This is a genomic window from Actinosynnema sp. NPDC059335 (genome assembly GCF_042752395.1).
Lineage (GTDB): Bacteria > Actinomycetota > Actinomycetes > Mycobacteriales > Pseudonocardiaceae > Actinosynnema.
Genome location: NZ_JBHYXZ010000033.1, coordinates 9280 through 32055, shown reverse-complemented (window position 1 = coordinate 32055; position 22776 = coordinate 9280). Strand labels below are relative to the sequence as shown.

At 74.5% G+C, this 22776-nt stretch carries 8 protein-coding genes; 1 reads left to right on the top strand and 7 read right to left on the bottom strand.

Translation table 11 applies throughout. The features are described from left to right. The 7 genes from ACFXGA_RS13145 to ACFXGA_RS13115 all read right to left on the bottom strand — a co-directional run. Positions 1-1003, bottom strand: a 1003-nt coding sequence (locus ACFXGA_RS13145) for a condensation domain-containing protein (RefSeq protein ID WP_378087354.1), incomplete at its 3' end; no start/stop codon positions are given. After that, complete coding sequence (locus ACFXGA_RS13140; RefSeq protein WP_378087352.1) at positions 1000-12099, bottom strand: amino acid adenylation domain-containing protein; 11100 nt, start codon at positions 12097-12099, stop codon at positions 1000-1002. The genes ACFXGA_RS13145 and ACFXGA_RS13140, both read right to left, overlap by 4 nt. A gap of 14 nt (positions 12100-12113) precedes the next feature. Next, a complete protein-coding gene (gene fabF, locus ACFXGA_RS13135) occupies positions 12114-13364 on the bottom strand; it encodes a beta-ketoacyl-ACP synthase II (protein WP_378087350.1) in 1251 nt (416 codons plus the stop codon). A 26-nt stretch (positions 13365-13390) separates the two neighbouring features. After that, the gene (locus ACFXGA_RS13130) at positions 13391-15091 is read right to left on the bottom strand and encodes a thiamine pyrophosphate-binding protein (RefSeq protein ID WP_378087402.1); all 1701 of its coding nucleotides are present in this window, start codon (positions 15089-15091) and stop codon (positions 13391-13393) included. A 32-nt stretch (positions 15092-15123) separates the two neighbouring features. Then, positions 15124-17820 carry an aldehyde dehydrogenase family protein gene (locus tag ACFXGA_RS13125; RefSeq protein WP_378087348.1) on the bottom strand — a complete coding sequence of 899 codons (2697 nt, stop codon included), beginning with the start codon at positions 17818-17820 and terminating at the stop codon, positions 15124-15126. 1088 nt (positions 17821-18908) lie between these two features. After that, positions 18909-19466: a DUF4342 domain-containing protein gene (locus ACFXGA_RS13120; RefSeq protein WP_378087346.1), complete on the bottom strand. Its 558-nt coding sequence runs from the start codon at positions 19464-19466 to the stop codon at positions 18909-18911. A 46-nt stretch (positions 19467-19512) separates the two neighbouring features. Next, positions 19513-20484, bottom strand: a complete 972-nt coding sequence (locus ACFXGA_RS13115; protein ID WP_378087344.1) for a magnesium transporter CorA family protein — start codon at positions 20482-20484, stop codon at positions 19513-19515. Between the two features lie 324 nt (positions 20485-20808). Here ACFXGA_RS13115 and asnB point away from each other — a divergent pair, with 324 nt between their 5' ends. Continuing rightward, positions 20809-22644 carry an asparagine synthase (glutamine-hydrolyzing) gene (asnB, locus tag ACFXGA_RS13110; RefSeq protein WP_378087342.1) on the top strand — a complete coding sequence of 612 codons (1836 nt, stop codon included), beginning with the start codon at positions 20809-20811 and terminating at the stop codon, positions 22642-22644. Positions 22645-22776: the final 132 nt, after the last annotated feature.

Genomic DNA, 22776 nt, shown 5'->3' with positions numbered 1-22776 from the left:
GGCGCTGCACGTCGGCGAGGCCGACGTGCTGGTGCGCGATGAGCCCGGCCTGGCGGTCCTGCACGGCGGCCAGCAGGTCGCCCAGCGACTGCCCGGCGTGCCACGTGACGCGCACCGGCAGCGTGTTGATGAACAGGCCCAGCATGGTCTCCACGCCGGGCAGCTCGGCGGGCCGGCCGGACACCGTGCCGCCGAACACCACGTCGCGGCGGCCGAGGTAGCGGCCGAGCACCACGCCCCACGCGCCCTGGGCGAGGGTGTTCATGGTCCAGCCGCGGGCGCGGGAGGTGCGGGTGAGGGCGTCGGTCAGCTCGTCGTCCAGCTCGACCAGCACCCCGTCCGGCACGACGGAGGCGTTGTCGGCGGCGGCGCCGACGAGCGTCGGCCCGTCCAGGCCGGCGAGCACCTCGTCGTAGGCGGCCAGCGCGCCCTCGGTGTCCTGGCGGTTGAGCCAGCCCAGGTAGTCGCGGTAGGGGGTGACGCGGGGCATCGCCGAGTCGTCGCCCGCGTGCTCGTAGAGGGTGAACAGCTCGTCCAGGAACACCGGCGTGGACCAGCCGTCCATCAGGATGTGGTGCATGGTCAGCAGCAGCCGGTGCACCCGGCCGGGCAGCACGACCAGCACGAACCGCAGCAGCGGCGCGCGGGCCATGTCGAACCGGCGGGCGCGTTCCTCGTCCACCAGCGCCGCGTACTCGGCCTCGGGGTCGGCGCTGCCGGTCAGGTCGACGTCCCGCCACGGCGCGCGCACCTCGCGGCGCACCACCTGCACCGGGCGGTCGAGGCCCTTGTGCCGGAAGCCGACGCGCAGGTTGGCGTGGCGGCGCAGCAGCGCGTCGGCGGCGGCGCGCAGCGCGACCACGTCCACCGGGCCGGTCAGCTCGGTGGCCATCTGGACGGTGTAGACGTCCAGGCCGTCGCGGTCGTACAGGGCGTGGAAGAGGAACCCCTCCTGCAACGACGACAGCGGCAGGACGTCCTCGACTGCGGACTTCTTGCTCATCGGTCCAGGTCCTCGCTCTCGTCGAACTCGTCGTCTTCCAGCAGGTCCAGCTCGTCCTGGCTGAGCGGGACCAAGTCCACGTCGGACGGGGTGAGCCCGCCGGACGCGGTGGTCCGGACGTGCTCGACCAGCCCGCGCAGCGCCTCGCGCCACGCCGTGCCGAGGTCGGCCGCCTCGGCGTCGGCGAGCAGGTCCGCGGGCCACGCGAGGGTGGCGGCCAGGCGCGGGCCGTCGGCGGTGTCCTCGGTGACCGCCGTGATCTCCACGGCGTGCACGAACGGCAGGTCGTCGTGCCCGACGGGCGCGGTGAATCCGGGCGCGGGCAGCCACAGCCGGTCGCCGCCGGGTGCGGCGGTGTCGACGCGGCCGAGGTAGTTGAACGCGATCTGCGGCGCGCCCAGGCCCGCGAGCTTGCCCGCGGTGTCGGCGTTGAGGTGGCGCAGCAGGCCGTAGCCGACGCCCTTCTCCGGCAGCTCGCGCAGCTGCTCCTTGACCCGCTTGAGGGCGGCGCCCGCGGCCGGTCCCCCGGCCAGCAGCTCGGGCCAGCCGACGCGACCGGGGTCCAGCCGCACCGGGTGCACGCTGGTGAACCAGCCCACCGTGCGGGACAGCTCGACGTCCGGCACCACGTCCTCGCGGCCGTGGCCCTCGACCTGGAGCAGCACGGAGGTCTCCGCGCCGCGCCCGCGCCGTTCCCGCCACCGGGCGACGGCCAGGGCCAGCGCGGTCAGCAGCACGTCGTCCACGCCCGCGTGGAACGCCGCCGGCACCTCGGTGAGCAGCGGCGTCGTCTCCTCCGGGGTGAGGACCACCTCGGCGGTGCGGGCGACGCCGACCGTGTCCCGGGCCGGGTCGAGCGGACGCGCGCCCAGCAGCGGGTCGGGTCCGTCGAGCACGGCGGTCCAGTACGGCAGCTGGTCGGCGCGGGTCGGGTCGTGCGCGGCGTCGTGCAGCAGGTGCGACCAGCGCCGCCACGACGTCCACACCGGTTCCAGCTCCGGCTCGCGGCCGGCCGCCAGGGCGTGCCACGCCTGGGCCAGGTCGGGCAGCAGGATGCGCCACGACACGCCGTCCACGGCCAGGTGGTGCACGACCAGGAGCAGGTCGCCGGGGTGCGCGGGACCCGCGTCGAACCACACCGCCTGCACGAGCAGGCCGCGGGCCGGGTCGAGGCGTCGCCACGCGGTGTCGGCCTCGGCCCGGACGACCGCGGCGCGCTCGGCCTCGGCCAGCCCCGTCACGTCGACGCGGCGGGTGAGGTCGGCGGCGCGGACGGACCCGCGTTCGGCGATCTCGTAGACCCACTCCCCCTCGTCGTCGCGGGCCAGGCGCGAGCGCAGCGCGTCGTGGTGGTCCAGCAGCGCGTCCAGCGCGCCCAGCAGCCGGTCCCGGCCGAGTTCGGCCGGCACGGCGACGAGCTGCGCCTGGTTGAACCCGTCGAGCGTGCCGCCGCTGTCGAGGAACCAGCGCACGACCGGCGTGAGCACGGCGGGGCCGCTGCCGGTGGCGTCGGGCACGAGCCGCGCGTCGGCGGGTTCGACCGCCACCAGGGCCAGCTCGGCGACGGTCTTGCGCTCGAACACGTCGCGCGGGGTGAACACCAGGCCGGCCCGGCGGGCGCGGCTGACGAGCTGGATCGAGCCGATGCTGTCGCCGCCGAGGTCGAAGAAGCTGTCCTCCACGCCCACGTCGGGCAGGCCGAGCACGTCCGCGAACACGCCGCACAGCACCGCCTCGCGGGCCGTGCGGGCGCCGCCGGCGTGCGGGGTCGGGTCGGGCGCGGCGGGCGCGGGCAGCCCGGCGTGGTCGAGCTTGCCGTTGCGGCTCAGCGGCAGCTCGTCCAGCACCACCACCGCGGACGGCACCATGTAGTCGGGCAGCTCGGCGCGCAGCGCGGACCGCAGGGCCGCGGTGTCCAGCTCCGCGCCCGCCGCCGCGGTGACGTAGGCGACCAGGCGCGGCGTGCCGGCGTGGTCGGCGCGCAGCAGCACGGTGCAGGCGTCCACGCCGTCGTGGCGGCGCAACGCGGCCTCCACCTCGCCGGGCTCGACCCGGAAGCCGCGCACCTTGACCTGGCTGTCGACCCGGCCCAGGAACTCCACGTGCCCGTCGGGCAGGCGGCGGGCCAGGTCGCCGGTGCGGTACATGCGCTCGCCGGGCGCGCCGTACGGGTCCGGGACGAACCGGTGCGCGGTGAGCGCGGGCCGGTCGAGGTAACCGCGCGCGACGTTCGGGCCGGCCAGGTACAGCTCGCCCGGCACGCCGACGGGCGCCGGCCGCAGCCAGGCGTCGAGCACGTGGGCCCGGCTGTTGAGCACCGGCGTGCCGATGACCGGCGCCGGGTGGTCGGCCAGGTCGGCGATCATCGAGTCCACGGTGGACTCGGTGGGGCCGTAGAAGTTGAACGCCACCAGGCCGGGCGTGCCGCGCAGCCGCTCCCACAGGTGCGCGGGCACCGCCTCGCCGCCGAGCAGGACGACGGCCGGGAAGCGCTCGTCGCCGTCCAGCAGGCCGTGCGCGACCAGGTGGTCCACGTAGGACGGCGTCGTCTCGACGACGTCGATCCGCTCCCGGCGCAGGTGCGCGACGAGGGCGTCCGGGTCGCGGCGGGCGTCGTCGCCGATGACGTGCAGCTCGTGGCCGGCGAGCATCCACAGCACCGGGTCCCAGGACGCGTCGAACGCCACGGGCGCGGTCAGCGCGGCGCGCAGCCGGTCCTGGCCGAGGCGTCGGGCGGCGACCGAGAACACGTGCTCCTGGTGGTGGCGCAGCAGGTTCGCCAGCGAGCCGTGCTCGACCACCACGCCCTTGGGCTGCCCGGTCGAGCCGGAGGTGTAGATGACGTAGGCCGCGTCCCGGGCGGTCAGGGGCCGGGTGCGGTCGGCGTCGACGGGCGCGGTGTCCGGGGCGTCGGGGTCGGTGTGGTCGGCGACCGAGTCCCGGATCACCAGGGCCGGGCGGGCGTCGGCGAGGATGGCGCGCAGGCGTTCCGCCGGGTGGTCGGGGTCCAGCGGCAGGTACACCGCGCCCGCCTTGAGCACGGCCAGCAGCGCCACGACCGTGTCGACCGAGCGGGGCAGCTCCACGGCCACCACGTCGCCGACCGCCGTGCCGCGGCGCAGCAGGGAGTGCGCGAGCCGGTTGGCGCGCCGCTCCACCTCGGCCGCGGTGAGCCGCACGTCGCCCGCCACCAGGACGCGCTGGTCGCAGCGGATCGCGGCGAACCGCTCGAACTCGGCGAGCACGGTCGGGTCCGGCACCGGGCCGACGGGTCCGACCGCGCCTCGGGCCAGGTGCTCGGCCTCGCCGGGGGCGAGCAGGTCCAGCTCGCCGACCCGCCGGGACGGCTCGGCCGTGGCCTGGTCGAGGACGCGGGCGAACCAGCCGGCCACGCGGTGCGCGGTGTCGGCGTCGAACAGGTCCCGGCTGTACTCCAGCTCGCCGTGCAGGCCCGCCGGCGCGCCGTCGGCGTCGTGCCGCTCGGCCAGGGTGAACGACAGGTCGAACTTGGCCGGGCCGGCGGGCAGGTCCACCACCTCGGGCGTCACGCCGGGCAGGTCCAGGTCCGGGTTGGCGTTGTTCTGCAGCGCCAGCAGCACCTGGAACAGCGGGTGCCGGGCCAGCGACCGCTGCGGCGCCAGCTCCTCCACCAGCCGGTCGAACGGCACGTCCTGGTTGGCGAACGCGGCCAGGTCCACGTCGCGGACCCGGTCGAGCAGGTCGGCGAACGCGGGCTCGCCGGACGTGTCCACCCGCAGCACGAGCGTGTTGACGAAGAACCCGACCAGGTCGTCCAGCGCCTCGTCCCGCCGGCCCGCCACGGGCGTGCCGACCGGGATGTCCGACCCCGCGCCGAGCCGCGTCAGCAGCGCGGCGAGCGCGGCGTGCAGCACCATGAACGGGCTCGCGCCGTGCTCGGCGGCCAGCCGCGCCACGCGGGCGTGCACGTCGGCGTCCAGGCTCAGCGGCACGGAGCCGCCCGCGTTCTCCGGCCGGCTCGGGCGCGGCCGGTCGGTCGGCAGGTCCAGCGCGTCGGGCAGGTCGGCCAGGCGCGCGCGCCAGTGGTCGAGCTGGGCCCGCAACGCGCTGCGCTCGTCGTCGTCCGAGCCGAGCACGTCGTGCTGCCACACCGTGTAGTCCGCGTACTGCACGGGCAGCGGCGTGAACTCCGGTGCGACGCCCGCGTGCCGGGCGCGGTAGGCCACGCCGAGGTCGCGCAGCAGCGGCGCGAGCGACCAGCCGTCGGCGGCGACGTGGTGCAGCAGCAGGAGCAGCACGTGGTGGTCGTCGGCGAGCCGGTACAGGCGGACGGCCACGGGCAGGTCGTCGGCGAGGGCGAACTTGTGCCGCACCGCCTCGGCCAGCTCGGCGGGCAGCGCGTCCCCGGTCGTGTCGACCCGCCGGGTGGCGGCGCTGAGCAGGGCCGCGGCCGCGGCCGGGTCCAGCACCGCCTGTCGCGGCGCGCCGTCGACCTCGGGGAACACGGTCCGCAGCACCTCGTGCCGGCCGACCACGTCGGCCACGGCGGCGAGCAGCGCCGCGTCGTCCAGCGCGCCGGTGAGCCGCACCGCCACCGGCACCGAGTACATGCCGCCGGCCTCGTCGAGCCGGTCCAGGAACCACAGGCGTTGCTGGGCGGCGGACAGCGGCACCACGTCGGGTCGGGGGCGCGCGGTCACCCGGGCGCGGGCGGGCGCGGCGTCGCGCAGGGCGCGGGCCAGCCCGGCGGGGGTCGGGTGCTCGAACACCGCGCGGATGGGCGCCTCCACGCCCAGCACCGCGCGCACCCGGCTGATCAGCCGCATCGCGAGCAGCGAGTGGCCGCCGAGGTCGAAGAAGCCGTCGTCCACGCCGACCTCGCCGACCCCGAGCACGTCGGCGAACAGGCCGCACAGCACCTGCTCCGCGCCGTGCGCCGCACGGGCCGCGGACGTGACGGGGGTGGCGGGCGCGGGCAGGGCGTGCCGGTCGACCTTGCCGTTGCCGTTGAGCGGCAACGCGTCCAGCTCCACCACCACCGACGGCACCATGTACGCGGGCAGCGCCTCGCCGACGTGGGCGCGCAACGCCGCCGGGTCCGCGGTCGCGCCCTCGGCGGGCACGACGTAGGCCACGAGGCGGCGTTCGCCGCGGTGGTCGGCGCGGACGGCGACCACCGCGTGCGCGACGTCGGGGCGCCGGGCCAGCACGGCCTCGACCTCGCCGGGCTCGATCCGGAACCCGCGCAGCTTCACCTGGTCGTCGGCCCGGCCGTGGAACGCGAGCCGGCCGTCCGGGCGGCGGCGGACCAGGTCGCCGGTGCGGTACATGCGGTCGCCGGGAGGCCCGTACGGGTTGGCCACGAACCGCTCCGCGGTGAGCCCGGGGCGACCGAGGTAGCCGCGGGCCAGGCCGGCGCCCGCCACGTACAGCTCGCCGACCGCGCCGGGCGGGGTGAGGTTCAGGTCGGCGTCGAGCACGTGCACGCGGGTGTTGTCCATCGGCAGGCCGATGGGCATGGCCTCCGGGTCGGGTTCGCCGGGCCGGAGGGGGTGGCGGGTGGCGAACGTCGTGGTCTCGGTCGGGCCGTAGCCGTCCACCACGGTCAGGTCCGGGCAGTGCGCGCGGACCCGCGCCACTGCGGCGGCCGGCACCACGTCACCGCCGGTCCACACCTCCCGCACGCCCGCCAGGCAGGCCGGCGCCTCCTCGGCGACCAGCCGGAACAACCCGGCCGTGAGCCACAGCGCGGTGACGCGGTGGTCCGCGACGACCCGGCCGAGGGTGGCGATGTCCAGCACGCCGGCCGGGGCGACGACGACCGTGCCGCCGGACAGCAGCGGCGCCCACAGCTCGTAGGTGGCCGCGTCGAAGGCGTGCGAGGAGTGCAGCAGCACGCGGGCGTGCGCGGGCGTGGTGAACAGCCGGTCGGTGGCCAGCTCCACGACGTTGGCGTGGGTCACCGCGACGCCCTTGGGCACGCCCGTGGAGCCGGAGGTGTGCATGACGTAGGCGAGCTGGTCGGGGTGCGCCCGCCGGTGCAGCGGGCCCGCGGCGGGCGGCCGCTCGTCGGTGCGCACCACGTGCACCGGCGCGGTCAGGCCCTCGGGCAGCTCCGCGCGGTCGGTGACCAGGACGGGCGCGCCGAGGTCGGCGAGCACGAAGTCCAGGCGCTCCACCGGGTACGACTCGTGCAGCGGCACGTAGTAGCCGCCCGCCTTGAGCACCGCGAGGATCAGCACGACCAGGTCGGGCGACCGGTCCAGCAGCAGCGCGACGGGCGTCTCGGTGGTGACGCCCGCGGCGGCGAGGCGGTGCGCCCACCGGTTCGCCTCGGCGTCGAGCCGGCCGTAGGTGAGCGTGCCGCCGTCGAACGCCACGGCGGGCGCGTCGGGCGTGGCGGCGGCCTGGGCCTCGAAGCGGGCGGCCAGGGACGTGCCGCCGACGCGGCGGGCGGTGTCGTTCCAGGTGACCAGCTCGGCGTGCCGCTCCTCGGGGGTGAGCAGGTCGAGGCGGGCGACCGGCGTGCCGGGGTCGGCTGCGACGGCGGCGAGCAGCGTGCCCAGGCGGGTGACCAGGTGGCGCGCGGTGGCCTCGTCGAACAGGTCGAGGGCGTACTCCAGCGCGCCGGCCACGCCGGTCACCGCGCCGCCGTCGTCCCGGGTCTCGTACAGGTCGAACCACAGGTCGAACTTGGCGACGGCGGTGCGCAGGTCCGCCACGGCGACGTCGAGGCCGGGCAGCGCCACGTCCGGGTCGGGGGTGTTCTGGAGCACGAGCATGACCTGGAACAGCGGGTGCCGCGCCAGCGAACGGCGCGGGTTCAGCTCCTCCACCAGGCGCTCGAACGGCACGTCCTGGTGCGCCAGCGCGGCCAGGTCCGTCTGCCGCACCCGCTCCAGCAGCTCCTTGAACGTCGGGTCCCCGGACGTGTCGGTCCGCAGCACCAACGTGTTCACGAAGAACCCGACCAGGTCGTCCAGCACCTCGTCCGAACGCCCGGCCACCGCCGTGCCCAGCGGGACGTCCGTGCCCGCGCCCAGCCGCGTCAGCAGCGCGGCGACGGCGGCGTGCAGGACCATGAACACGCTGGTGCGGGTCTCGCGGGCGAGGTCGGCCAGCCGCGCGTACAGCTCGCCGTCCACGGTCAGCGGCACGCGTGCGCCCCGGTGCGACGGCACGGCGGGTCGCGGCCGGTCCGCGGGCAGCTCCAGCACCTCGGGCAGCCCGGCGAGCCGGTCGCGCCAGAACCGGACCTGGCGGGCGAACGCGCCGTCCGGGTCGTCCTCGTCGCCGAGCGCGTCGCGCTGCCACAGCGCGAAGTCCGCGTACTGCAGCGGCAGCGACGCGAACTCCGGTGCGACGCCCGCGTGCCGCGCCCGGTAGGCGGCCCCCAGGTCGCGCAGCAGGGGCGCGAGCGACCAGCCGTCGGCGGCGATGTGGTGCACGACCAGCAGCAGCACGTGCTCGTCCGGCGCGGTCTCGAACAGCCACAACCGCCACGGCAGGCCGTGGGTCAGGTCGAACCGGTGGCCGGTGGCGGCGGTCAGCTCCTCCGCCGGGTCGGCGACGGCCGCGGTCTCCACCTGGTCGGGCAGCAGGCGCAGCGCCTCGGCGGGGTCCAGGACGAGCTGGGACGGTTCGCCGTCGACCTCGGGGTAGCGGGTGCGCAGCGGCTCGTGGCGGGTCACCACGTCGCCGAGCGCGGCCAGCAGCGCGGCGCGGTCGAGCGGTCCGGTCAGGCGCAGCGGCAGCGGCACGTTGTAGGTGCCGCCGGTTTCGTCCAGGCCGTGCAGGAACCACAGCCGGCGCTGGGCGGACGACAGGGGCACGACGTCGGGGCGCGGGCGGGCGGTGGGCCGGGAGCGCGCGACGTCCGCGCCGGCCACGACGAGCGCGAGCCCGGCGGGCGTGGGGTGGTCGAACACCGACCGCAGCGACAGCTCCACGCCGAGCGCGGCCCGCACCTTGCTGATCAGGCGGGTGGCGAGCAGGGAGTGCCCGCCGAGGTCGAAGAAGCCCTCGTCCACGCCGACCCGCTCGACGCCGAGCACGTCGGCGAACACGGCGACGAGCAGCTCCTCCAGCGGGTTGCGCGGCGCGCGTCCGGCCGCGCCCGCCTCGGGTGCGGGCAGGGCGTGCCGGTCGAGCTTCCCGTTGGGCGTCAACGGCAGCGCGTCGAGGGCCACGAACGCCGACGGCACCATGTAGCCCGGCAACCGGGACTCGGCCGACGCCCGCAGCGCGGCCAGGTCCACGTCGGGGGGCGTCACGTACGCGACGAGCCGCTTGTCGCCGGGCCGGTCCTCGCGGACGACGACGGCGAGCGCGCCGACACCGCCGTGCCCCGCGAGGGCGGCTTCGACCTCGCCCAGCTCGATGCGGTGGCCGCGGACCTTCACCTGGTGGTCGCGGCGCTCCAGGAACACCAGCGAGCCGTCCGCGCGGCGCACCACGTAGTCGCCGGTGCGGTACATGCGGCGGCCCGGACGCGGCGCGAACGGGTCGGCCACGAACACGACGGCCGTGCGGCGCGGGTCGTCGAGGTAGCCGCGGCCGACGCCCTCGCCGCCCACGTACAGCTCGCCGGGCGTGCCGACGGGCACCGGCCGCAGCCGGTCGTCCAGCACGTACAGGCGGGTGTTGCGCAGCGCGCTGCCGATCGGCACGCCGTCGGCCACGTCCTCGGGCGCGGTGATGAACGCGTGCGTCACGTCGTCGGCGCACTCGGTGGGGCCGTAGGCGTTCATCAGCGGGATGCCGGGGAACGCGGCCAGCCACCGCTCGCACAGGTCGGCGGGCAGCGCCTCCCCCGTCGCGACGAGCAGCCGCAGCGAGCGCAGCGCCGGGCGGCCGCCGTCGGCGTCCCACAGGTCCAGCGCGGCGCGCAGCAGCGACGGCACGACCTCCAGCACGGCCACGCGCTCGGCGTCGGTCCGGTCGAACAGGCCGCGCGGGTCGGCGGCCAGCTCGCGGGTGACCACGCGCGCCGTGCCGCCCGCCACCAGCGGGGCGAGCATCTGCCAGATGGAGATGTCGAACGTCAGCGGCGCGTTCTGCACCACCGTGTCCTCTTCGGACAGGACGCAGTCCTCCACCTTGGCCAGCAGGTGGTTGACCATGCCCCGGTGGGTGACCATGGCCCCCTTGGGCTTGCCGGTGGACCCGGACGTGAACAGCACGTACGCCAGGTCGTCCCCCGCGCCCACCGGCTCGGGCAGCTCGTGGGCCACCTCGTCGCCGACCAGGAGCAGTCCCACGCTCCCGGCCGGCCCGTGCCGCTCGTCGCCCGCCGGCACGGCCGCGCCTCCGGCGGGTTCACGCACGTCGCCACCCACCGCAGGCAAGGCGGTGGCTCCGGCCGGCTCGTCGCCCACCGCACCGCCCACCGGCAGGTCCACGCCCCCGGCCAGCGCCGTCGCGAAGGGCGCGACGGCGGGTGAGGCGAGCACCAACCGCGCGCCGCTGTCGGCCAGCAGCGCGCGACCGCGGGCGATCGGCGCGTCGGAGTCCACCGGCACGTAGGCCGCGCCCGCGCCGAACACCGCCAGCACGGACACCACGAAGTCGCGGCCGGGCGCGGTGGGCAGCGCCACCAGGTCCCCGCGGCCGACACCGGCGTCCCACAGCCGGCGGGTCAACGCGCCCGCGCGCCCGGCCAGCTCGGCGTAGGTGGTCGGTCCGTCGTCGTCCACCACGGCCACCGCGTCCGGTGTGAGGCGGGCGTGCTCCCGCACCCGGCGCACCACGCCGTCGGCGTCGTCCAGCGGCGCGTCGGTGCGGTTCCACCCGACCAGCGCCTGCTCCCGTTCGGCGGCGTCGAGCAGGTCGAACGACGCCAGCGGGGCCTCCGGGTCGGCCAGCAGCCGGTCCAGCAGCCGCAGCAGCCGGTCCAGGTGCCCGGCCACCTCGGGCTCGGTGTAGAGGAACTCGTTGCCGTCCAGGTCGATCCGCACGGGCTTGCCGTCGGACCGGTCGTAGGCGGTGATCTCCACGTCGTCGATCACGCCGTTGGACAGGTTGTGCGCGGTGACGCGGTGCCCGCCGAAGGTGACGTTGTAGTCGAACGGCATGATGTTGACCACGACGTTGGCGAGCTGGCCCGCGCCGCGCACCAGGCCGAGGTCGCGCAGCACGTCCTCCTGCCGGTACCGCTGGTGCTTGAGCGTGGCGCGGGCTTCCGCGGTGGTGCGGCGCAGCACGTCGAGGAACGTGGCGGCCGGGTCGAGGTCCACGAACAGCGCGAGGATGTTGCTGACCATGCCGGGCGTCTCGCGCAGCAGCTTGCTCTTGCGCGCCATCACCGGGAAGCCGACGGGCGTGGTGCGGGCCCCGGTGACCAGGTGCAGGTAGACGGCGGTGGCGGCGGTGAGCGCCATCGGCCAGGTGGAGGCGTTGGCCCGGGTCAGCTCCTTCATCCGGTCCATCAGCGCCGGGTCGACGTGCGCGGTGGCGCGGGCGGGCCGGGCGCTGGCGGGCGCGACGCCGGAGGTGAGGCCGACGGGCGCGGGCCGGTCGGCCAGGCGGGTCCGCCAGTGCTCCCGGTCGCGCCGGTAGGCGTCGGACGCGCGGTAGGCGGCGTCGTCGTCGAGGTACTGCTGGAGGGTGGCGAACGGGGTGGGCGGCGGCTCCTCGCCCGCGACGAGCGCCGAGTACACCGCGGCCAGGCGGTCGGTGAAGATGCGCCCGCTCACCCCGTCCGCGATGACGTGGTGGTTGCGCTGGTAGTACAGGTACCGGTCCTCCTCGACCTTGAACAACGCGTCGACCGACAGCGGTCCCCGCTCCAGGTCCATCGGCCGGTACAGGTCGTCGTCCATCCACGCGACCGCGTCACCGACGGGGTCGGCGCGGTCGGTGTGGTCGAAGAAGTGCAGGTGCGGGTCGGGGGCGAGGAACTGCCACACGCCGTCGGCGTCCTCGGTGAACCGCACCTGGACGGTCTCGGCCTCCAGCACGGTCCGGCGCAGCGCCTCCTCGAACGCCGCCACGTCCACCGCGCCGTGGATCTCCAGGTACTCCGACATGACGAACACGTTGTCGGGGTTCAACCGCTGGCCGTACCAGATCCCGAGCTGCCCCGGGGAGAGCGGCCACCGCCGCCTGTCCTCGCTCATGTCCCTGGTCCTCCCTAGCCCTGCCACCGACGCAGCACGACGACGGCGTTGTGGCCGCCGAAGCCGAAGGAATTGCTCATCACCACGTCCACGTCGTGCGCCTGCGCCTCGTGGGCGACGAAGTTGACGGCCGGGTCGATCGGCCGGTGGCAGTTGATCGTCGGCGGCACGAGCCCGCGGTTGATCGCCATCGCGCCGACGATCGCCTCCACCGCGCCCGCCGCTCCGATCATGTGCCCGGTCATGGACTTCGTGGAGCTGACCGGGATGCGCTCGACGTGGTCGCCGAACACGGCGCGGATCGAGTCCAGTTCGGACTGGTCGTTGAACACCGTGCTGGTGCCGTGCGCGTTGACGTAGCCGACGTCCTCGGGCGTGAGGCCCGCGTCGGCCAGCGCGCCCCGCATGGCGGCCCGCGCGCCCCGGCCCTCCGGGTGCGGCGCGGTCCAGTGGTGCGCGTCGGACGTGGCCGCGTAGCCCGCGACCTCGGCCAGGATCGTCGCGCCGCGCGCCAGCGCGTGCTCCTCGGACTCCATCACCACGATCCCGGACCCGGAGGCCATCACGAACCCGTCGCGGTCCTCGTCGAACGGGCGGCACGCCTCGGTCGGCGCGTCGACCCGGCCGGACAGCGCCTTGGCGTTGCCGCTGCCCGCCATGTCCACCCGGGTCAGGATGTTCTCCGCGCCGCCCGCGATCACCGCGTCGACCACGCCGTAGCGCACCCACCGCGCGGCCTCGCCGATCGCGTCGGTGCCGGACGCGCAGGCGCTGCTCAGCGCCCGGGTCGGCCCGGTCACCCCGAACGCCAGGCTGATCTCGCCCGCCGCGCTGTCGATGGCGCCGGTGACGGGCGCGAACGGGCTGACCGCGCGGGGCCCCTTCTCGTTGAGCACCACCACGTGCTCGCCGAGCGACTGCATGGGCCCGTAGCCGCTGCCGATGAGCGCGCCGACGCGGTGCCCGTTGTCCTCGGTGATCTCCAGCTTCGCCGTGCCGACGGCCTCGGAGGCGGCGGCGTACGCGTACTGCGCGTACGGGTCCATCCGGCGGAGCTGCTTGTGGCTGAGGTACTTCTTCGGCTCGAAGCCCTTGACCTCGCCCGCCAGGTCGGTGGGCAGGTCGGAGGCGTCGATGACGGTCACGTGCCCGATCCCGCTGCGCCCCGCGACCAGCGCGTCCCACGTCTCGTCGGCGGTGAGGCCGACCGGGGACACCACGCCCCAGCCGGTGATGACGACCCGCCTGCCGTGCCGTTCGGCCATGTGCTGCTCCTCGCTTCGATCGGGGGTCAGTCGGCGACCGGGAAGCTGCCGCCGATTTCGTGGTCGGCGAACAACGCGTCTTCCAGGCGCGCGGGGACGTTGAGGACGACGACTTCGCCCTCCTGCGAGCGCCGCCAGGCGTCGGCCACGTCGGCGCGCAGCGACTCCTTGGTGACGGTCACCTGGTGCACGCCGCGCCACGCGGGGGCCTGCGCCGCGACGGCGTCGGGGTCCACCAGCGCCGTGCCCGCCAGGTCGCGGTTGTGCGGGCCGAGCTGGGAGTGCAGCCAGCCGTAGCCGCCGTTGCGCAGCACCACGTACAGCAGCCCCCGGCCGAGCGCGACGGCCGTCGGCAGGTCGGCGTCGAACAGGCCGAACGCGCCGTCGCCGACGAACGCGACCACCGGCCGGTGCTCCGCCGCCGCCTTCACGCCGACCGCCGCCGCCGCGCCGAACCCGAGGCTGGTCTGCTCGGACGGCACGACCGAGCCGGCGCCGTGCGCGCACTCGAACCGGGGGAAGCTGTAGGACCACATGTCCTGCAAGCCGTTCTCCTGCACCAGGACGCGGTCGGCGGGCAGCTCGGCGTCCAGCGCGGCCAGCACCTCCACCACGTGCAGCTCCGGCTTCGCGGCCAGGTCGGCCAGCTCGCGGCGGTGGTCGGCGCGCAACCGCTGGTGCACCTCGTCCACGCGCTTGGACCACTCGACCGGCGCGGTGTCCACGACCTGCTCCAGCCACGCGCGGCACACGTCCGCGCCGTCGCCCAGCACGACCGGGCCGGCGTACCCGGTGGCCACGCCGGCCGCGTCCACGTTGACCTGCACCACGGGCACGGTCGTGCCGAGGGCGGCGGGCCAGCCGTAGGTCGCGGTCTCCTCCAGCCGGCTGCCGAGCACGACCACGCAGTCGGTGTCGGCCCACAGCTCCTTGGCCCGTTCCGGGGCGTACAGGCCCGCCAGGCCGATGAACCGCACGGACGACTCGTCCACCACGCCGCGCCCGCTGGCCGTGCACGCCAGGGCCGCGCCCACGCGTTCGGCGAACCGCTCCACGACGCCGTCGGCGTTGCGGTGCCGCAGGCCGCCGCCGACCAGCACGATCGGGCGGCGGGCGGTGCGCAGCACGTCCAGCGCGACCGAGTCGTCGGCCACCGCGACCGCCGCCGGCCTTTCGACCGGCGGCGGGGGCGGCGGCACGGGCACGTCGACCTTGAGCAGGTGGTCGGGCACCTCCACGTACACCGGACCGGTCGCGCCGCTGGTGGCGACGAGGACGGCCCGGCGCACCGCGGGCGCCAGCCGGTCGGGGTGCTCGACCCGGGTCGCGGACTTCACCAGGGGCGCGATCACCGCCTGCTGGTCCAGCTCCTGGAACGCGCCGCTGCCGCGCCGCTCGGCCGCCGTGCCGCCGGACAGCAGCAGCACGGGCGCGCCGGAGGACGCCGCCTCCAGCAGGCCGGTCGCGGTGTTGGTCACCGCGGGGCCCTTGCCGACGAGCGCGACGCCGAGCGCGCCGGACCGCATCGCGTAGCCGGTGGCCATGAACACCGCGTTGCGCTGGTCCCGGCACACCACGAGCCGGACGCCAGCGGCGTGCAGCGCGTCGAGCGCGTCCAGGTCGTCGTCGGGCAGGCCGAACACGACCCGGACGCCCGACTCGGCGAGCAGCCGGGCCACGGCGTGCCAGGCGCCCCGGACGTTGCCCGGCTGGAGCTGCGCGGACATGTCGATCACCCCCATCTCCTCCTCGGCGGTCGTCAGGCCGTGCGGCCGGCGACGTCGGACGCGGCCGTGCGGTCGCCGCCGAGGTGGTCGGCGACGGCCTTCGAGATCAGCAGCGGCTCGGCGTGGCGCTTGCGGCCCAGCGAGACGTAGTTGGCGCGGATGCCCGTGCCGCCGAACGGCGCGTTGCCGTCCTCGATGTCGATCACGGTCTCGTTGAGGCTGACCGTGTGCCGCTTGCGGAGCAGCTCGACGGTCTCGGGCAGGTCGCCGTAGACCGTGGCGGCCATGGCCCGCTCCTGGAAGTACTGGTGGTCGAGCATGCCGTGCAGCCAGTCCGTCGAGGTGTACGGCACCACGTTGAAGATCGGCGCGAACAGCTCCGGCGGCGTCATCTTGGTGTCGGCGGGCCGGATCAGCACCGTCGGGCTGAGGTGGTCGTCCACGAAGTTGACCTCGCCGCCCGCGGCCAGGTGCTCGCGGCTGGAGCGCAGGTAGTCGAGCGACGCGTCGAACGCGTCCAGGTAGAACATGTGGCTGTAGTCGGCGTTGGGGTCGTCGAACCGGCCGTAGCGCAGGTTGTCCACCCGGCGGCAGAGCAGGTTGCAGAACTGCGCGCTGATCGAGGTGTGCACGAACACGACGTCCGGGCCGAAGCAGTCCTGCCCGGAGTTCAGCATCCGCACCCGCAGCAGCCCGTCCACGGCCTTCGGGATGTCGGCGTCCGGACCGACCACGAACGGGTTCACGCCCTGTCCGAAGTAGAGGAACATCTGGTCGCGGCGCAGGCCGGCGCGGATCTTCTCGGCGTTCTTGAACGTGCCGGTGAACACCAGCACGTCCGAGCGCGCGCCCTCGCCCTCCAGGAACTCGCGCTGGTCGGACCCGTCGAGCACGATCGGCAGGTGGTGCACGCCCGACAGCAGCTCGTGCAGCTTCAGCAGCTGGTCGGCGATGCGCCGCGACGGCCGGAACACCACGCGTTCGCTGTAGAGGCTGGGGATCGCCAGGTACAGCACGTAGCTGTAGAGCGGGATGTTCGACGGCATGAGCACGCCGATCTGGCCGACCGAGGGCGGCCGGTACCGCGCCACCTCGGCCGCCGCGCCCTCCAGGGCGGCGATCGACGCGTCGATCTCGCCGTAGGCGGTCTTGTAGCTCATCACCTGCGTGAGCAGGGACATCACCTCGGCGCGGCGCTCGCGCAGCAGGCGGGCGAGGTCCGTCAGCCGGGAGAGCCGGTCGGGGAACGGGATGGCCGACAGGTCGGCGTCGCCGTGGTCGCGGTCCTTGGGGAACACGCCCTTGACGCCTTCGAGCGCCACGGTGGACTCGGCGAGGTCGCGCAGCGCCTGCAGGTCCACCTTGCCGTTGCCGCCCAGCGGCAGGTCCTTCACCACGACCACGCGGTTGGGCTGCTCGTGCGCGGCGACGAACCGGGACACGGCGCGCTTCCAGTGCGCCACCGGCTGCCCGGTCGGGTCGGTGATCACGAACACGAGCTGGGTGCCGCGCTGCTCGTCCTCGACCGGGATCACCCGCACCGGCGCGCCGCACGCGCCCGCCTTCTCCGCGATGGCGTCGGGGTAGAGCGTGTGGCCGAAGCGGTGCACGGCCGACTTGCGGCCCAGCACGCGGACCTGCCCCTCCGGGGTCAGGTAGCCGATGTCGCGGGTGTGGAACTCCTGCCGCTCGACCTCGCGCACCCGGCCGCCGGGTTCGAGCAGGCCGACCATGATGTCGGGGGTGCGGACCACGACCTCCCCGACCTCGCCGGCCGGCGCGGGGTTGCCGAGCGGGTCGCGGACCTCGACCACGACGCCGTCCAGCGGCGTGCCGCAGTGGGTCGGGTCCTCGGTCGAGGCCAGGGCGATGTTGCCCGCCTCGCTGCTGCCGTACCCGTCGAGCAGGGTGGCCTGGAACCGCTTCTCGAAGCGGGCGCGCAGCTCGTCGCGCAGCGGTTCGCCGCCGACGCACCACATGCGCACCGAGCCGAGGTCGCGGGTGTCGCGGCGGTCGACGACGCGCAGCATCGTGTCGTACGTGGCGGGGACCGCGTCCACGACGGTCACGCGGTGCCGGGCGATCACGTCCAGCGCCTGGTCGACGCGCCGGCTGGGCGCGATCACGAGCGTGGAGCGGGCATTCCACCAGAGCATGAGCATGGACAGCCCGTACTGGTGGGTGAACGGCAGCATCGGCAGCAGCACGTCGGACTCGACGTAACCCATGCGCCGCTGGGTGCGCTCGACGTTGCGCAGCACGGACGCGCCGGAGCGGACGATGCCCTTGGGCTTGCCCGAGCTGCCGGAACTCCACACCAGCAGCGCGTCGCGCCGCTGTGCCCACCGCGCGAAGGTCGGCTCGGGCACGTCCGCGACCGGGACGTCCAGCGCGGTCTTGACCAGCGCGTGCAGGTCGAGCAGCCCGGCCGCGACGCGGTCGAACGCCGGGTCGGCCTGGTCGGCGTCGGTGACGAACCACCGCGCGCCGGAGTCCACGACGTGCTCGGCGGCCTGCGCGGGCGGCAGGCCGGGGTCCACGAGGCCGACGGAGACACCCAGCTCCATCAGCGCGAACAGGACCACCACGAAGTCGTCGGAGTTGCGGGCCGACAGCACGACCCGATCACCGTCGCCGACCCCGCGTTCGCGCAGCACGCCCACGAGCGCGTGGCAGCGTTCGGCGACGTGCGCCAGGGGTGTTTCCCCGCCGTGTTCGTTGACAAGCATGGCTCTGCCCTCGTTCCTCGTTCATCGGACACCCACCGGGGCGTTGACGCGGAATGGACCCGGTCCGCCGGCACGCGAAATCCCGATGTCGGGTATCGCATTCATGGCATGCGCCATTGCCGCGCGGACAGGCGTGGGCGGCTCACGAACCTGAACGTGAGCCGAGGCTTTCGGACACAATTCACCCGCAGCGCACGCGGGGGTGCCGGAATGAGCGCCGAGGCGCTAGGAGGAGGGCCGCGCCGCCCGTGGCGCACGCGCCGGACGGGGCCGGCGCCATCGGCGCGATCGGGGCGCACAACTCGGCGGAACGCCTGGCGAGGCGGTGTCCACCGCGTCGCCCGAGTGCCTGCCGGTAGTGCCCGCCTCACGTTTGTCCACCCCGCGCACCGCGTTCCCGAATCGTCCGGGAACGGCGGTGAACGGGCCCCTGGGACAGGAGATCGTCATCACTGCCGTCGTCCTCGATGGAAGTTCGCGCGCGGCCGGCGGACCACGCGTCACTGGTCTTGCGCACGCCGACCGGCGTGCCATCACTTCCCCGACCCCGGCGGACCGCGAGAAGTGGCCGATCACCGAAACAGCTTCGTTAAGTTCTAACGGGCTGTGACCTGTTCCCGTTCATCAGCACCGACTACCTTGGCAACCGACGTGGGGGATCACAATCAGCCGATTGGCGCAGCACCACGGCAAAACCGTGTCAGAACGTTGAACGAGAACGGGCTTCACATTGACGGACGCGGCAAAGTAGCGATGCGCCGAGGTCCTGTCAAATCGAGCGCGCGGCCCGGCGTGAACAGCCGTGAACTTCCGGCACGGCCCGGTACCGGGCTAACATGGAGATATAGAAAGCATATAGGGGTCGCTGCCGGCCGTTCGTCGGGCGATCTTCACGTTAACTTTGCCGACAGGTCGTCCGCCGGGTGTCGCGCACGAGCGGGGCACCGATTGAGACGCGCCGTCGCATCCTCCGGGGCCCGACCTGCGAACCTCCGAAGTGGACGTGAGCCGGTGGTATGGGGTGGTGGGGGCGGACGAAAACACCGCGCCCCCGAGGGGACGCGGTGCCGGGAACGCGGTGGCGGTGATCAGTTCGCGGACGGCGGCGCACCGCCCGATCCGGCTTCGCCCGACGCGGTTCCGGCGGTCCCGGAAGCGGCCTCGGCGGCGTCGGTGTCGGCGGGCGCGGCCTCGGCGGCGGTGTCGGTGGCCTTGGTATCGGCGGCGCTGTCGGTGGCCTTCGTGTCGGCCGCGGTGTCGGCCGCGGTGTCGGTGGCCTTGGTGGCTGCGGTCCCGCCGGCGGTGTCGGCGGTAACGGCGGTGCCTTCGGCGGCGGCATCGCCGGCGTCGGCGGTGGCCGTGTCGGCGGTGGCGGTGGCGGTCGGGTCGGGGTCGGGGTCGGGGTCGGTCGGGCGTTCCACGGCCACCGACCACGGGCCGGCGAGCGCGGCGAAGGCGGCGACCGCCGTCACCACCGGCGCGGCCACGGCGGCGACCACGCCGGCCGTCACCGGGATGTCCAGCACCGGCTCGCCCTTGTCGTTGCGCACCACCACCCGGCGCGCGTTGCCCTCCTGCACGAGCTGCCTGATCTTGTCCGTCAACGCCTCGACCCCCGGCGCGCGACGATCGTCCTGCTCCGTCATCTGCTACTACCCCCTTCTCCCCGCCATCCTCCCGCGCGCCCGTCGCTCAGATCCAGTCGCGCCGCTTGAACAACCGGTACAACCCGGCCGACAGCAGCAGCATGGCGACCGTGGACACCCAGAAGCCCCAGGCCGTCCCGTACCCCGGGTAAGGCACGTTCTGCCCGTAGAACCCCGTCACGGCGGTCGGCACGGCGATGATCGCCGCCCACCCGGTCACCTTCTTCATGATCATGTTCAGCCGGTTGCCCTGGAGGTTGAGCTGGATGTCCCGGATGGTGGCGACCATGTCCCGCAACGACTCGGTCCACTCCGAGGCGCGCAGCACGTGGTCGTACACGTCCTGGTAGTACGGGGCCATCCGCGCGTCCACCACGGTGTGGTCGCGTCGGATCAACCCGTTGAGCACCTCCCGCATCGGCAGCACGACCCGGCGCAACGTCACCAGGGACTTGCGCATCGCCAACGCGCGCCGCTGCATGTCCGGGTCGTTCGGGGGCTCGGAGAACACCAGGTCCTCCAAGCCCTCGATGTGGTCGTCCAACGCCTGCACCGCCTCGAAGTGGCTGTCCACCACGAAGTCGAGCAACCCGTGCAGCAGGAACCCGACGCCACTCCCGGCCAGGCTCGCCGACTCGTCCCACCGCCGCGCCACCGCGTCGATGTCGAACCGGTCGTCGTTGCGCACCGTGACCAGCGCGCGCGGCGTGACGAACGCCGACAGCTCCGCCGTGGTCAACCGGCCCGACACCCGGTCCAGGCTCACCGCGTACGCGTTCACGAGCAGGTGGGTGTCGTACTGGTGCAGCTTGGGCCGCTCGTGCGTCCCCAGGGCGTCCTCCACGGACATGGCGTGCAGGCCCAACTCGTCCGCGATCGCGGCCATCTCCGACTCCGACGGGCCGCACAGGTCCAGCCACACGACGGCGTCCTCGTCGGACAGCAGCCGGGACACCTCGGTGACCGGGAAGTCCTCCTCCGCGAGCACCCCGTCGCGGTACAGGCGGTTTCGTGGCACGTGATCCACCGTAGCGACGGACCGGCCGGACCGCGGCACGGCGACGAGCCGCCTCGGGCCGCCGGAGGGACACGCGGCACGCCCCGTTGACGCCCGTTGTCGGGAATGTCCGGAAACCCCGGGCGCTCGATCCCGAAGCGCCGCAACGCCTCTTCCCGAAGCACGCGCCCCCTACCCGGCGCCGGGAAAGTACGGTGACGCAACCAACTGGCGTGGCGGGGACGAACGGGCAGGTCGGCCGGTGTCCCCGCGCTCCTCACGGCGGCGCCGGTTTGCCGACCGGCGGCGCGAGGAGCACGCTCCGGGGAGCACAGGAGGCGGACGATGTGCGGAATCACCGGCTGGGTCTCGTTCGACCGCGACCTCACCCGCGAGCCGGAGGTGCTGGGCGCGATGACGCGGACCATGGCGTGCCGCGGGCCGGACGCCTCGGGCACGTGGACCGACCGGCACGCCGCGCTCGGCCACCGGCGGCTGGCCGTGATCGACCTGCCCGGCGGCGCGCAGCCGATGACCGCGCGCACGCCCGGCGGCGAGGTCGCCCTCGTCTACAGCGGTGAGTGCTACAACTACGTCGAGCTGCGCGAGGAGCTGGTCGGCCTGGGCGAGCGGTTCACCACGTCCAGCGACACCGAGGTGGTGCTGCGCGGCTACCTGCGGTGGGGCGCGGCGGTGGCGGACCGGCTCAACGGCATGTACGCGTTCGCCGTCTGGGACGCCCGCGACCGGAAGCTCGTCATGGTCCGCGACCGGCTCGGCATCAAGCCGCTCTACTACTACCCGACCGCGGACGGGCTGCTGTTCGGGTCGGAGCCGAAGGCGATCCTGGCCAACCCGCTGGCCGAGCGCGTGGTCGACGTCGACGGCCTGCGCGAGTCGCTGGCCTACGTCTTCACGCCGGGCCACGCCATCTGGGCGGGCATGCGCCAGGTCGAGCCCGGCACGGTGGTCACGGCCGACGCCGACGGCGTGCGGGAGCGCACCTACTGGCGGCTGGAGACCCGCGCGCACGAGGACGACCTGGAGACCACGGTCGGCCGCGTCCGCGAACTGCTCGACGACACCGTGGCCAGGCAGCTCGTCGCGGACGTCCCGCGCTGCCTGCTGCTGTCCGGCGGCCTGGACTCCGGCGCGTTGACCGCGCTGGCCGCGGCACACCTGGGCGACGAGCGGGTGCGCACGTTCGCGGTCGACTTCACCGGCCAGACCGAGCACTTCACCCCGGACGAGCTGCGCGACACCCCGGACGCGCCGTTCGTGCGGGACGTCGTGCGGCACGTCGGCACCGAGCACGCCGACATCGTGCTCGACCCGAAGGGCCTGGCCGACCCCGAGGTCCGCCGTGCCGCGATCGTCGCCCGCGACCTGCCGATCACCCTCGGCGACATGGACTTCTCCCTCTACCTGCTGTTCAAGGAGATCCGCGCGCGGTCCACCGTGGCGCTGTCGGGCGAGTCGGCCGACGAGCTGTTCGGCGGCTACCGGCACATCCACACCCCGCAGGTGCAGCAGGCCCACGCGTTCCCCTGGATCGCGTTCAACGTCGGGCCGCTGGACAAGGACGGCCACGGGCTGGACCGGGCGTTCCTGGACCGGCTGCGGCTGGAGGAGTACCGGGGCGACCAGTACGCGCGCGCAGTCGCCGGCGTCGAGCGCGGCGACGCCGGGGACGACCACGAGCACCGCATGCGGATCATGATCCACCTGCACCTCACGCGGTTCCTGCGGTGGCTGCTGGACCGCAAGGACCGGCTGAGCATGGCGGTCGGCCTGGAGGTGCGGGTACCGTTCTGCGACCACCGGCTGGTGGAGTACGTCTACAACGCGCCGTGGTCGTTCAAGAACTACGACGGGCGGGAGAAGAGCCTGCTGCGCGGCGCGGTCGAGGACGTGCTGCCGCACTCGGTCGCCTGGCGGGTCAAGAGCCCGTACCCGTCCACGCAGGACCCGTACTACGTGCGGCAGTTGCAGGAGCAGGGCAGGGAGCTGGCCGCGCGGCGCGACCACGAGGCGTTCGGGCTGGTCGACCGGCCGTGGCTGGAGCGGGCCTGCGGCCTGGAGCCGGCGGCCGTCGACCGGGTGACCCGGCTCGGCCTGGAACGGGCGCTCGACTTCGCGCTCTGGCTCGACGTCCACCACCCGCGGCTCGTCCTCGCCTGATCCTGGGAGTTCCCGGTGGACCGGTCGCGGGGCCCACCGTCGCGGGCCGCACGTTCACCCGGGACTCCCCCGAAAACACCGGTTTCGACCACTCGCGCCCGCCACCCACGGCCCCAAGACCACCATAGACCT